The 13,673-nt window shown below is 42.8% G+C and carries 12 protein-coding genes; 1 reads left to right on the top strand and 11 read right to left on the bottom strand.

Annotation, left to right across the window (positions count from 1 at the left end; translation table 11 throughout):
• Positions 1-102: 102 nt before the first annotated feature.
• Positions 103-1,164: a 23S rRNA (adenine(2503)-C(2))-methyltransferase RlmN gene (rlmN, locus tag HZC12_00980; GenBank protein MBI5025307.1), complete on the top strand. Its 1,062-nt coding sequence runs from the start codon at positions 103-105 to the stop codon at positions 1,162-1,164.
• Between the two features lie 8 nt (positions 1,165-1,172).
• Here rlmN and HZC12_00985 read toward each other — a convergent pair whose 3' ends face one another.
• From HZC12_00985 to HZC12_01035, 11 genes are read right to left on the bottom strand one after another with little or no spacing between them, the layout of a single operon-like run.
• Positions 1,173-1,544 carry a response regulator gene (locus HZC12_00985; protein ID MBI5025308.1) on the bottom strand — a complete coding sequence of 124 codons (372 nt, stop codon included), beginning with the start codon at positions 1,542-1,544 and terminating at the stop codon, positions 1,173-1,175.
• Positions 1,545-1,552: 8 nt separating this feature from the next.
• The gene (locus tag HZC12_00990) at positions 1,553-2,374 is read right to left on the bottom strand and encodes a GAF domain-containing protein (GenBank protein ID MBI5025309.1); all 822 of its coding nucleotides are present in this window, start codon (positions 2,372-2,374) and stop codon (positions 1,553-1,555) included.
• Positions 2,375-2,422: 48 nt separating this feature from the next.
• Entirely contained in the window at positions 2,423-3,229 is an 807-nt protein-coding gene (locus tag HZC12_00995) for a response regulator (protein ID MBI5025310.1), read from the bottom strand.
• Complete coding sequence (locus HZC12_01000) at positions 3,219-4,094, bottom strand: protein-glutamate O-methyltransferase CheR (protein MBI5025311.1); 876 nt, start codon at positions 4,092-4,094, stop codon at positions 3,219-3,221. The genes HZC12_00995 and HZC12_01000 overlap by 11 nt, the downstream gene beginning before the upstream one ends.
• The gene (locus HZC12_01005; GenBank protein MBI5025312.1) at positions 4,087-6,060 is read right to left on the bottom strand and encodes a HEAT repeat domain-containing protein; all 1,974 of its coding nucleotides are present in this window, start codon (positions 6,058-6,060) and stop codon (positions 4,087-4,089) included. Before HZC12_01005 ends, HZC12_01000 begins: the two co-directional genes overlap by 8 nt.
• On the bottom strand, positions 6,053-6,529 hold the full coding sequence (locus HZC12_01010; protein ID MBI5025313.1) for a chemotaxis protein CheW: 477 nt from the start codon (positions 6,527-6,529) through the stop codon (positions 6,053-6,055). Before HZC12_01010 ends, HZC12_01005 begins: the two co-directional genes overlap by 8 nt.
• Positions 6,522-8,567 carry a type IV pili methyl-accepting chemotaxis transducer N-terminal domain-containing protein gene (locus HZC12_01015; GenBank protein ID MBI5025314.1) on the bottom strand — a complete coding sequence of 682 codons (2,046 nt, stop codon included), beginning with the start codon at positions 8,565-8,567 and terminating at the stop codon, positions 6,522-6,524. Before HZC12_01015 ends, HZC12_01010 begins: the two co-directional genes overlap by 8 nt.
• A 19-nt stretch (positions 8,568-8,586) precedes the next feature.
• A complete protein-coding gene (gene phnD, locus HZC12_01020) occupies positions 8,587-11,457 on the bottom strand; it encodes a phosphate/phosphite/phosphonate ABC transporter substrate-binding protein (GenBank protein MBI5025315.1) in 2,871 nt (956 codons plus the stop codon).
• A 20-nt stretch (positions 11,458-11,477) separates the two neighbouring features.
• Positions 11,478-12,098 carry a purine-binding chemotaxis protein CheW gene (locus HZC12_01025; GenBank protein MBI5025316.1) on the bottom strand — a complete coding sequence of 207 codons (621 nt, stop codon included), beginning with the start codon at positions 12,096-12,098 and terminating at the stop codon, positions 11,478-11,480.
• The gene (locus HZC12_01030; GenBank protein ID MBI5025317.1) at positions 12,085-12,909 is read right to left on the bottom strand and encodes an AAA family ATPase; all 825 of its coding nucleotides are present in this window, start codon (positions 12,907-12,909) and stop codon (positions 12,085-12,087) included. Before HZC12_01030 ends, HZC12_01025 begins: the two co-directional genes overlap by 14 nt.
• Position 12,910: 1 nt before the next feature.
• Entirely contained in the window at positions 12,911-13,639 is a 729-nt protein-coding gene (locus HZC12_01035; GenBank protein MBI5025318.1) for a chemotaxis protein CheW, read from the bottom strand.
• Positions 13,640-13,673: the final 34 nt, after the last annotated feature.

Consider the following 13,673-nt stretch of genomic DNA (forward strand, 5'->3'; position numbering starts at 1 on the left):
GGATTTAAGGGGGATTTTTAAAATAAATTGCACATTGCTTGCTCTAACTTATGTAACAATAATAAATGCTTTTGTATTAATAATTTCGGTGCAACATTTATAATGAAAACTAACTCGGAATCGAGTCGTACTGACCTTAAAGCTTTATCAGAGAAAGAAATGATCGGGTTTATTGGGGGCATCGGCCTGAAACCTTACAGGGCAAGGCAGATTCTTCACTGGATGTACAGGAAGCGTGTGACTTCTTTTGAAGAAATGACGGATTTGCCTAAATCATCCCGAAGGCTTCTTGAAGAAACTGCATTCTTAAGTAATTTAAAGCTTTTAAAAAGGCAGGTCTCAATTGATGGGACAGAGAAGTTTCTTTTTGGGCTCGATAATGGTAAAAGGATTGAGTGTGTTTTAATTCCAGATGAAGAAAGACTCACTCTATGCGTATCGAGTCAGGTCGGCTGTGCATTGGGATGTAAATTTTGTCTTACAGGGAAACTCGGCCTTAAAAGAAATCTAAAGGCTCTTGAGATTGTAGATCAGGTAATTTCAGTCCAGCGACTGATAGAGCCGCGTAAGATTACAAACATCGTCTTTATGGGTATGGGAGAACCACTGGCCAATTTTGATGAGGTAGTAGAGGCGCTTAAAAGGCTTGTCACAATGCTCGGTTTTTCCAGGAGGAAGATAACACTTTCTACATGTGGCATTCCCACAAAAATATTGCAATTGCCAGAGAAAGCCCCTGCCGTCAATTTAGCTGTATCCCTTAATGCGACCACTGATAAAATTAGAGATTCAATAATGCCTATAAACAGGATATACCCCATAAAAAAGCTTCTTGATGCCTGCAGGAACTTTCCTCTGCAGCCAGGAAGGATAATCACCTTTGAGTATGTATTGATTGATAATATTAATGATACTGTAGAAGACGCTATCAGGCTTGCAAAATTATTGAAGGGGATGCGGTGCAAGATAAACCTGATACCATTCAATCCAGTTCCTGATTGTGTATCTGGAAGGCGGCCTTCTGATGAGAAGGTGTTAAACTTTCAAAAAATTCTGATTGATAAAAATATGACTGTCATTATAAGAAAAAGTAAAGGTGCTGATATTGGAGCGGCATGTGGCCAGCTTGAAGCGTCTTATATCAAAGGCCAGAGGCATGATTAATCCCGGGCCTACTGCTTCTCCAGAAACTGGCCAACTAACTTTAGAAGCTCTTGTGTCTGAATCGGTTTTGCCAGATAAGCATTTGCACCTATTGCCATTGCCTTCTTTTTATCCTCTTCTGCCCCCTCTGTTGTGATTATGATAATCGGGATATTTTTATAGTTCGGGTCATTTCTGACAAGACTGACCAGCTTTAACCCATCCATTACAGGCATGTTGATATCCACAAGTATAATGTCAAACTTTTTGACTGAAAGTTTTTTCAGGGCATCGACTCCATCAGTAGCCTCAACAACATTTGAATCTGGAACCCTTTTCAAGGCAAAGGATATGAGTTGCCTCATTGTCGGCGAATCCTCAACAACAAGAATGTTAGGCATGATTCCTCCTATTTCTTTGGTTTTTCTTTTAAAAGTTCCAGGAAACTCTGTATTGTAGTCAGCTTCCTCTCAGATTGGGTATAAAGCTTTGATGAAAAAATTGCCGTAGCTGCATGTCCGGCAAGTAAATTAAACAGTTCATAATCAATATTAGAGAATCCCTTTTTCTGTACAAGCAAAGAGTAAATGACTACAACACCTATCACATGCTCTTTTATTTTTAGCGGAATACAGACAAGTGGTTTACTAAAGTCATCAGTCTGGCCTGCACTCAGATCAGAGCCAAAATAGCTTTCTCCACTTCTCGCCACAGTCCCAATTACACCATTGCCCATTTTAACGGATGGTATTATGTCCAGATTTATGCCCTCGGATGCTGCAGGTAACAACTGATTTGATTTATCATCCATTAACATTAAGGCAAATTTCTCGGCACCGATCAGGTTTATAATTATCTCCAGGACTATTCTTAAAACTTCATTAAAATCAAGCGTGGAGTGAAGCTGGTAGCTCGCCACATATAAGTTAGCTAAATTATTATTCTCCTCCTCCACTTCAACATATTTTGCTGCGAAGTCCTTATTTTCCTCCTCGACTAACTTATACTTTTCCAGGAGATTCTTATTCTCTGTCTCTAAGGCATTTATCCTTTCTATATAGAGCTTCATCCTTGTCTCATCTTCGGATTTCCTGAGTGTCTCCTCGAGCTGAGCAATTTTGAACCTCAATCTCTCATTCTCTTTTAATAGGTCCTGCGTAAATTCCTCTCCCTTGCGAAATACCTGAAGAAATTCCTCGACTCTTTTCCTTATACCTTCCTCTCTCTCCAACCTATCCTCCTCTCTTGATCCTTTCCAGTATATTTTCCGGGATTTCTTTCAGAGGAAATATTTATCATTATGTGAAGATTCTTTCAGCACTGTCAGAATTTTATCGTCAGAATGTTTAAATGTCATATGAAAGCCGCCAGGACATACAAAGGCCTTGCTTTTTTCCACAACCTCCCCATCTTCAGCCTCTTTAACCCTTATCATTGAAAGCTTATCTACCCGTTCTGCAAATTGTCTTGTAAAACCCCTCGGCATGTGTTGACTTATCACAACAGCAGAGGGGAAATCAGCAGGTAAACGGGTTAATATGGATTGAATCGCAGCAGGGCCTCCTGTCGAAGCACCAATAGCAATCATCTCTATTTCGCTGGTTTTTTTAATCGCAACTTCTGTTATGGCCTTTCTATGGCTCAGCAGGGACAGGCTCTGCTGTAGTTTTTCAATCTTAAGGGATGTTACGGATTCAATTTTTCTTAAAAGGTCGGTTTCTATTTCCTCTAAATCCCTGGATACCCTTCTGGTAGGCTTAACAACAAAATCCACAGCTCCAAGGTCCAGGGCCTTAAACACTGTCTGGCTGTCTCCATAAGAACTCACAATTATTACTGGCGTGGGTTTTTCTTTCATTATCCATCTGAGGAAGGTAAACCCATCCATTCCAGGCATTTCCAGGTCAAGAGTTATCACATCTGGATTCAGACGCAACACCTTGACTATTCCATCCTGACCATCAGATGCAACTCCAACAACCTGTATATTGGAGTCCTTTTCAAGAATCCTTCTTATGGTCTGGCGGTTAAAAGCCGAGTCGTCAATAACCAGGGCCTTTATGGCTTCTATCTCTTTATCCTGCATCTCTCATTATCCTTGCCTTCAGGGGTTTCTGATATACCATATCATTTTTAAGGTGTTTCAGCGTGAAGGCTGTAGAAATATTCATGAGGGACTCAGCATGCCCGAGAAGTAAATAGCCGCCTTCAATCAATCTGTCATAAAAATTCTCGACAACCCTTTTTCTCACAGCAGGGTCAAAATATATAAAGACATTGCGGCAGAAAATAATGTCTACCTGCCCTACAAATTTCACCTTGAAGGGGTCAAGGATATTCAGATAGCTGAAATTAACAAGGCTTTTCACTGCATCGGATATTTTAAAATTGCCTCCCTGTTCTTCCTCGAAATATTTCAATATAAAATAGTTATTTGTCGTCCTGAAAGAATTCTTTTTGTAAACACCTTTTCTCGCAACCTGAAGCACCCTCTGGTTTATATCGCTGGCAACAATGTCGATATCCCAATTATCAGGTATCCCCTTTTCCATGACAAGCATGGCTATAGTATAAGGCTCTTCTCCAGTAGAACAGCCGGCTGACCATATCCTTATTTTTTTCTTTTCCTTATTTCTCTCATAGATCTCTGGTATAATTTCATCGATAAATGCTTTAAGCTGATTTTGTTCTCTGAAAAAATAGGTCTCATTTACAGTAAGTATATCAATAATTGCTGTAAGCTCATCATCCCTTCTCTTATCATACATCAGATATCGATAATATTCCCTGAAGTCCCTCATGTGTTGAAGCCTTAAGCGATTTGCCAGCCTTCTTTCTAATATATATCTTGAACCGTCATCAAAGTATATCCCGCAATAGTCCTTTATGAGGTCCCTTAAAAGGCGAAAGATGTCCTCTGGAAGCTCTATTATTTCATCCTTTTCACTCACCTAAAACCCTCTCTGCAGCCTTTTTCACCTCCCGGTCTTCATCGGTTTCAGCCACTTCTCTGAGATATCTGTATGTCTGCACTTTTGGAAATTTCCCCATGACATCTACAGCAGTTTTTCTAACAGACCATTCCCTGTCCTGGAGGAGCGGAATTATTAAATCCAGCGCATCATCAAAATTGGACAATGACTCGATTGTCGTCCTTCTAATTTCCAGGTCTTTATCATCAAGGAGTCCGCAGAGCGCAGCCCTTGCCCGTGCGTCCTTAAAGCCACCGAGGGCCTCTATTGCAGTAGTCTTCACAAAGCCATATTCGTCAGACAGCAGGCTTATCAAAGGCTCGATAGCCTTTTCATTTCTAATAATACCAAGGCTCTCAGCAGCAGCAGCCCTGACCCAATCATCCCTGTCCTGGAGGAGCAATATCAAGGAGTCAACAACCTCATCACCGTCGAGCTTGCCGAGGGTAATAGCTGCTGCCCTTCTTATATCCGGAACCTCATCTGTTATAGCCAAAAGCAATAATTTCACAGCGTCAGGACCCCCGATAAGCCCCAGGGCATCAACCACTGCCATTCTTACCCTGACATTGCTATCCTTCATGGCAAAACCTAAAGGCCCAATGGCCTCTGCCTCTCCTAAGAGGCCAAGCAGCATTGCGGAATTTCTTCTCAATACCTCGTTTTTATCTGAAAGTCCATTTATGACCTCATCAATAGAAAGCCCCTCTTTCAGTCTTGCGAGTGTTCTTACTGCCGCTTCTTGAACATCCCCGTATTCGTCCAAAAGAAGGGATTCGATATAGCTGACCGCACGAAGGTCGCCTATCTCAGACAGGGAACGAGCTGCCATTGCCCTGACATGCCCATCACCATCCTTGAGGCATTCGATAAGGGGTGTAAAGAAGATAGTAGACCTCACCTTACCGGCAATATCGCATATGGTTCTTCTCTGATAAGGGTCGTCAGAGTTAAAGAAAGGTATCAGGGATTCAGGCTTTGCAGTGCCAATAAAAACAAGGGCCTTTGTAATATCCTCCTGAAATTCCTCTTCGGATGACATCTCAAGAAGAGGAGCAATTGCCTTTTCATCCCTAAGGAGGCCGAGAAGAATAATGGCTGCGACTTTAATCTCTTTTCTGTCACTCACGGTAAATGGCAGAAGAACATCAATAACACCCTCTTTAAAAACATCTCTTAATTCAGCAGCTACCTTTTCACCAAAACCTTTGTGAAAGAGCTTCTCCAGAGCCTTCAGGGTTTCCTCACGAACCACTTTCGAGGAATCCCTCAGATAACCCGCTAAAAAGGGCAATGTGCTTATATCGCCTATCTTCCCGAGTGCCCTTAGGGCTGGCTCTCTCAATGGCTTTTTTAATAATGCTGAAAGGAGGACATTAATGGCCTTAGGCTCTCCAATCCTCCCTAAGGCATCTGCGGCTGGATAGCCCAACCAGAGGTCTCCGCTCTCAAGGATAGAAATTAAGGCATCAGTAACTGAGGCGTCTCTCATTCTGCCCAGGTGCTCAACAGCAGATGCCCTTACATTATCATCCTCGTCCTTGATGGCCTTCAATATGAGGGGAAGGGCTTTTCTATCACCCACGTCCCCTAAAATATCTATAATAAATTTCCTGACGTCCCTGTTCGGGCTTTCAAATGCTTCTATAAGATAATCCGTAGCCTCTGCGCCTAATTTCGTGAGGGCCTCTATTGCTGAATTCCTTGCCCCTGCGTTATCTTCCAGGTACAGGGCATCGATCAAACCTTTGATGACGGCCTCGCCCCTGTGTTCTAATAAGATTTCAACTGAGGTCTTCCTAACACGCCAATCAGGGTCTTCAATGGCTTTGATAAGGAGCATGATGGCTAAAGCTTTATCTTCGAGTTCTCGAAGTTTCTCAACCGCCTCTCTCCTGATCTCCACATCTTCGTCTCTTAATAGGTTTTCTAATTCTTCAGCCAACACTACCCCTCTGTTCGGAACGAATCTCCGATTTTAATTCTTCGAGGACTATTCTTTCCTCGGATGTTAAAAGGTTATCGAGGTTCAGAAGGACGATTAACCTGTCGCCTGCTTTGCCAATTCCGCTGAGGTATTCGGCCTTAAGCCCCTTAAAGATAGAAGGAGGAACTACCACATGTTCTTTCTCAAGACTCAATATTTCTTTAACAGCATCAACAAGAAGCCCTATCCTTTCATTCACAGTCTTTACGATTATGATCCTTTCACGAATGGGAGACGGCGCCATCCCAAAACGTTTTCTCAAATCCATTATCGGTATCACCATCCCTCTTAGACTAATCACCCCGCACAAAAAACTCGGAAGTTTAGGAAGTGGAGTAATTTTCTGTGCCTTAAGGATTTCCACAATCCTGCCTATCTCAAGGCCAAATTCCTCGCCTGCAAGAATAAATACAGCAAACTTACTCAAATTTAAAACCCTCTATATCTTTCTTGAGAGCTTCTGCTTCCTGGTAGAGCGTATTAAAGGATGTAGACATTTCATTGATAACTGATAACGTGCTATCACCGGCAGCCTTTATTTCCTCCATAGCCATAAGAATACCCTCATTGGTCTTTTTCTGTTCTGAGGTTGAACCAGCTATTTGTTTAATTTTCTCATTAGCGAGCTCGAGATTTTTCGACATCAGCCGTATCCCTGCTGCCTGCTCCTGCATGCCTTTATTTACAAGCTCGGACATATTTTTGACATTTTCAATAACATCGAGGATGCGCTTGGAGCCACTCTCCTGTTCGTGCGTGAATTTTGCCACATGCTCAACCATCATCCTCATCGTCCCTATGGCTTCTTTTATCTGTATGATCCCCCTTGTTTGTTCTGCTGTCGCCCTCTCGATTGTCCTGGCCATCTCAGAGGACTTTTCCGAGATGTGTAAGGTCTCCCTGAAAGCGTCTCCAATCTTCATGACAAGGGCATTCCCTTTATGAGCTATCTGTTTGCTATTTTGAGCGACGTTTATGGCCTCTGCCATCTCACCCTGGACGGTCCTGATAATATTCGATATCTCTTTTGTAGAAGAAGCTGCCCTATCCGCAAGGGCGCCGATCTCATCTGCAACAACTGAGAATCCTTTTCCATATTCTCCTGCCTGTGCTGCAAGGATAGCTGCATTAAGACTCAATAGATTTGTCTGCTCGGTCACATTTTTTATTACAGAAAGTATTTTTTCTATATCCTTGGACCTTGCTCCAAGCCGTTCCATCAGCTCCGAGGACTTCTCTATGGATTCAGATATTTTTTCCATGCCTTCCACAGCATCTATTACTGACATCATGCCGACCTCTGACACAACCTTTGTAACCTGAGATGCATGACGGGCGGACTCCTTAGCGCTGCCTTCCACTTCTTTGACATTGGCACTTATCTCTTCCACAGCAGCTACGGTCTCTTCTGTGGATGAGGAGAGTTCCTCTGTGCTATAAGCAATCTCCTTTGCAGTGGTTGACATTTCTAAGACTGTTGTATAGGTATCTATAAGTGATTGAAACAACTGGTTTGTGTTCTCTGCGACCCCCTCAGATGTGGACCGTATCTCAGAAAGGGAAGAGAGATTTTCAGAGGAAAAACCAGAGAGGCTGTTAGTGCTGTTAAATGTTTCTTTCTGTGCAGCATCCGCCTTTTTCATGGCTGAGACTACATCTTCCGTGTACCTGAACTGGCTGTTTGTGGCATCTGTGACTTTCCTTAGTGTTATATTTATCTGTTTTATGGCCATTATTACGTCGTTGGCAGTGGAATGTAAATTGCGGATGGCACCTCTAAGCTTTTGCGTGAGGAAATTGAAGCCCTTTGAAAGCATTCCTACCTCATGTACTCCAGTCCTGCCTTTGCTGCCATAATCTATGCTTATCCTCAAGTCTCCATCTGCGACCTTGGTTACTCTTTCTGCCAGATCAGACAAAGGCCTTGCTATCTTTTTCTGGCTTAATAGTATGATTATAATAAGGGCGATAACGGTAAGAATAAGAAGGGTGGTCTGCATTGTTTTAAGGGTTGTTGCCTTACTCTTTGAAAAGCCTTCCGCTGTGAATACTGCTTTATTAGTTAGTTCAAAGTATTCTTCACTCTCTTTTAAAAGGCTATCGGTGTGTGCTTTATCCTGCCTTGCCTTGCGAATAGCCTCTTTAAGTCCTCCCCATGCCCTTTCAACCTCGCGCATTTTAGCAAGAAACTCCTGATCTTGGGCCCTGGGCAATTGCAGTTCTTTATCACCATTAATGAGCCCATTAACTATCTTGTCCAATTGAGCGATTAGCTTGTCAGGCTGTTGTCCTGCTATTTCCAGTTTGACAAGTCTCTGGGTAGCTCCCCTCACAATGCCAGAATAATTAACCACCCTGGCGTTATCTGACATACTGGTAAATTGTATAGAAACAGATACCATACCGGCTAAAGAAAAGGCCATCATTACTAAGACAAAAATTTTGAGTCCCGTACTGATTTTCATATTATTCCTCTCATTACAATTATCCCATTCCGAGTTTCCGCATTATTTCCCTTATGCCATCGTAGTCCTCATCCAGAGACTCTGTAAATCCAGTGTAATCAGGGCTTATAAGCTTAAGCACCGAAGCCCCCTCTGGTGTCTTATCATTGAGTTCTAAAATGGCGCTTTTGATCAACTGTTTTTCTTCTGCCGGCATTTCTTTGTTAACACAGATGTTGAATTCTGGTATTTCCTGTGAAACCTTTATAAATTTCAGCCCCTGGTCTTTAAACCTGAGGGCTGTTGATTCCATAATTCCTCCGGCATCAAACTCGCCATCTAAAACAGCCATGGCAACATCGTCGTGGCGTCCAAGATAGTTAGAATAGCGCAGGTCTTTGACATCAATGCCGTGCTCAAGCAGCATTGCCCTCGGCACTATATGGCTTGATGTGGAGCGGCTATCACCGAATGCAAATGTCCTGCCTTTAATATCCTCGATCTTATTAATCTTGCCTCTTTCTTTTGCAATAATAACTGTGTGGTGATAAGGCCTTCCATTCCTGAGGGCTTTGGCAATAACCTCAACCCCATACTTATCATGGGCTTCTATGTAAGTTGATGGCGTCATGTAACAGATATTTGTAACCCCTATGCCAATATCTTTGACTGTATCAGTAAAGTCTATAGCGATTTTCAGTTCAAATTGTTTGTTAATCTTCCTGCTAAGGTAATCGACGAAAGGAGTAAATCGTTTATACATCTCTGCCGGCGCCTCTAAAGGCATAACGCCCACTCTCACCACGCCTGCCTTTTCGACAGTAATTTTAAATCTGCTGCCCTCTGTCATGAGAAGTTCTGTATCTTTAAGCAAATCTTTAAGGGTTTTATTTATTGTAAACGCCCTGTTTTTATTATTAAGCGGCAGATCCTTAATACCCTCAAGGGCGCTGACTATCTGGTCGCTACCGGCTTTCTGTTCATTAACAGCCCTTGATATCTCCTGTATTCTCCTGAAAATATCATCTATTGCCTCGCGTATATACCCCGTGCTTTTGGACTCCCATGTCGCTGCCTCTTTAGCATATGTAGCTAACTCTTTGATTTTTCCAATCTCCTTAACTATCAATGCAGCACCTTTTGTTTGTTCAGAAGTAGCTCTGGCTGTCTGCTCCACCATATTTCTGACCTTTTCCATGGCATCAGTAACAAGCTTAACTCCCCTCGCCTGCTCTGAGGTGGAGCGTTCGATGGAGGAAGCCATCTCGCTCGATTTCTTTGAGCTTCCTATGATTTTTTTCAGTGCCTCCCTTGCCTCTCCTGAAAGTCTGGTGCCCTCATGTACTGTATTCAAACCTTCATTCATAGCTCCCACAGCACCTCTAACCTCTGATTGGACTGCCTGTATCAGGGAGGCTATCTCCTGCGTTGAAAAGGCTGTCCGTTCAGCAAGGTCTTTTATCTCATCTGCAACTACAGAAAAGCCCCTGCCGTGCTCTCCTGCTTGTGCAGCAAGGATAGCAGCATTCAGGGCAAGAAGTGTTGTCTGGTCAGTAATATCATCTATAACATTTAAAATCTTTCCTATTTCTTCTGACCTCCCGCCAAGCGCTTTTATAAACTCTGCTGTCTTTTCAACATTGATTTTTATTCTCTCCATTCCCTCAATAACCTTGTTTATTGATTCCATACCAAAACCTGAGGCATCAGAAGTAACCTTTTCTGACAGGATAGCTGCCTCCTTTATATTGGAGGCTACTTCTTTTATTGCAGAGTTTATTTCCTCAACTGCAGACAGCGTCTCTTCAGAAGCTACAGAAAGTTCTCTGGCATTCTCGGCAACCTCTTTTATAGCCACAGACATCTCTTCGATGGATGCTGATGTGGTATCTACAGCAGTGAATGTATTTATAGTATTCCCGGCAACCTGCTCCACATCAGCAACCATCCCTTCAGCAACAGTAGCTGCCTGTTCTGCTGATGTAGAAAGACCTGTGATATTTCCCGCAATTTCTGCCATAGAGGCATTCATCTCTTCTATAGAGGTCGAAATATTGCCTATGGACTCGGCCTCTAACTGAGTTCCGTCAAGGACTTTTTTTGATTCCTTTTCAATGCCTTCGGTCACACCAATAACCCTTTGCGATACCTCCTTTATCCTCATAATAATATTGCCTATGCCCCTGACAGCAGTCTTGAGGTCCTGCCCCAGCCGCCCAATCTCATCCTTTGAATGGACATTTATCTGAAAAGACAGGTCTCCCTCAGAGAGTTGTTTAGTCGCACCCTCAATCTGTTTAACCGGATTGATAACAACTCTCCTCAAGACAAACCACAGAAGTGCTCCAAGTGAGAGCACACCAAATATCAGGCCGATCAGGACAATCCTGATCCTGTGTGCTACCCTCTCATAAGCAAGCTCTAAAGGCAACAACATTGAAACCTTTACTACTCCACGAATCTTATCCTGAGCACTATGGCACTTAATACACTTTTCAGAATTCATGAGAGGCTTATAGAAGTGCATTGCATCCCTGGTCATCTGAATAATGGGGGCTTCTGTCTCTTTAATTTTATTGACAGCAGCAGCCTCTATTGGTTCGCCTTCTTTACGAAAGGCCTCCCTCCCCTCCGAATTTAGGACCAATATGGATATTACTTTTTCTTCAGCGCTTTTATACCTATCAATCATAGATGCTGTTGCAGCACCTTTACCTGCAAGCATTGAATCTTCAATATCCTTTGCAATAATGGAAGCTGTAATATTCGAGTATTTTTCTGAATATTTTTCAGCCATCATAAATATATCTGACCTTATAAATATTACTGCCACAACGCCCGCTATCGCAACGCCTACAAACACTGCAGAAATTACCAGCCCTACGATTTTAAATTCAAGTTTCTCTTTCATCGTGTCTTCTCTATTTACTGCTAAGTCTGACTATAAACATCCATCACCCCTATTTTTGTTACCTCTTCAAGCTTAAGGAGAGAAATAAATTTATCCTGTATTCTCGCCACCCCTTCAATAAAATTAGCCTCGGATTCCGTAAGAGTAGCAGGAGGAGGATGCAGTTCATTCTTTGAGACCTTAAGAACACCTGTAACTTTATCCACAAGTATTCCTATAGGGCCTTTAGTTCCAAAAAGGATTATAATCTTCCGCCTTTCGCTGTTTACTTTCTTCAGGCCGAGCCTGCTATTTAAATCAATAATTGGCACAATTTTTCCCCTTATAGAGGTTACACCTTGAAGATAGCTCGGTGCCCTCGGCACAATGGTTATCCTCTGGTTTCGCAGTATCTCCTGTATATCACCAATTCTTATAGCGTATTCTTCACCGCTGAGCCTGAAAGCCAGTACCTCCACCATTTCTTCTATACCCCCGGGGGGTTCTGCGAGCCCATGGGTCTCTTCAACCTCTGTCTGGCCCTCAGTTACCTTTGTTTCTTCAGATGCATTTTCTGCGCTATCAGGCTTTTTCTCAAGGGTCTGATTCTTATCCGACCCTCCCTGCTGCTTTATTTTTTTTCTGATTTTAGCTATATCCATTAACCGCTCCGTTGAGTCCCATCTCATGGGAAATATCATAAATTATCTCTACTGGTATGAGCTGCATCTCTTTCTCAAAACCTACAAGCAATGAATATGAGGCAATATTATTTATATTTCTCGGAATACCACGCGAATGCCTGTATATGGCAGCAATAGCGGCATCGGTAAAAACAGGGTCAGTCCTGCCGGCAATCCTGAGTCTGTGTGAGAGATACTCTTTAACCTCCTCTGCATTGAGCGGGCCAAGGTTGTACCTGAGGCTTATCCTCTGTCTCAAAGATAAATATGACCTCTGCTCAAGTCTCTTTCTTAAATCCGGCTGGCCTATAAGAATAAGGCTTAAGAGGTTACTTTCATCAAGCTGGAAATTTGTGAGAAGTCTTATCTCCTCAAAAGTCTCCTTATACGGAATCAGGTGGGCTTCATCAATAATTATTACCGGCGTTATCCCTCTTTTATAGTCATCGTATACCTTTTCATAAATCGCTTCGATTACATCATTTTTAAAAACCTGAGAGCTCTCGATGTCAAGCCTTCTTGCTATGGTCCTTAAGAATTGTGAGGGGGTAAGGCGGGGGTTCACTATCGAAATAATTCTGTATTGTTCATTGAGGGAATTCATAAGGGCGCGGGAAAGAGTTGTCTTACCACAGCCTACGTCTCCTGTTAAAAGCATCATATCCTTTTCCTCAACACCATGTTGAAGCCTTGCGAGAGCCTCCTCGTGGGCCTTGCTGTAGAACAGAAACCTCGGGTCCGGCGTTCTGGTAAAAGGTTTGCGCTTCAATCCATAAAAAGTTTCGTACATGTTAAGTCCCTTCGGTTTTACTGGCCATTCTTCTCCTTAAAGATGACTCTTCCATTAATGCCTCAACATCAAGGACGAGGATAATCTCGTGTTTCCCGATTTCTGCAGCCCCTGCAAAACCAGGAATGCCGCTGAGATATTCACCGAGGGATTTAATAACAATTTCGTGTTGACCCAGCACATCATCAACTATAAGGCCCAGGCGCCTTTCGCCCATACCGACTATAATGACAAAAAATTTATCCCTGACTGCCTGCTGTAATCTAAATACATCTGACACCGTGAGCAGAGAAAGCATTTCGCCCCTGACATTCAGGATCTCTCTGCCCTCTATGGTCTGTATCTCATCTGGCTGTACAACCATAGTTTCTGCAACAGATGCTATAGGTATAGCGAATGTCTCTCCTGATACATTGACCAGCAGGGCCTTAATAATGGCAAGGGTTATTGGAAGAGTTAGAATAAAAACAGCCCCTTTCCCGACTTCTGTTTCAACGTCTACAAAACCTCCAAGGGCGGCTATTTTATTTTTGACTACATCCATACCGACCCCCCTGCCTGAGACCTCACTGACCTCTGCCTTGGTACTTAACCCGGGGAGAAATATCAGATCAATGATTTCTTGTTTACTTAAAACCTGCTCCTCCGGGATTAATTTCCTTTCGCGTGCTTTTAGTAAAACTTTATTCATATCAATACCTGCACCATCGTCGTGGACTTCGATTATCACATGGTTACCTTTTGGAAAAGCCCTCAGGGTTATG

It is taken from the genome of Nitrospirota bacterium, assembly GCA_016214385.1.
GTDB lineage: Bacteria > Nitrospirota > Thermodesulfovibrionia > UBA6902 > JACROP01 > JACROP01.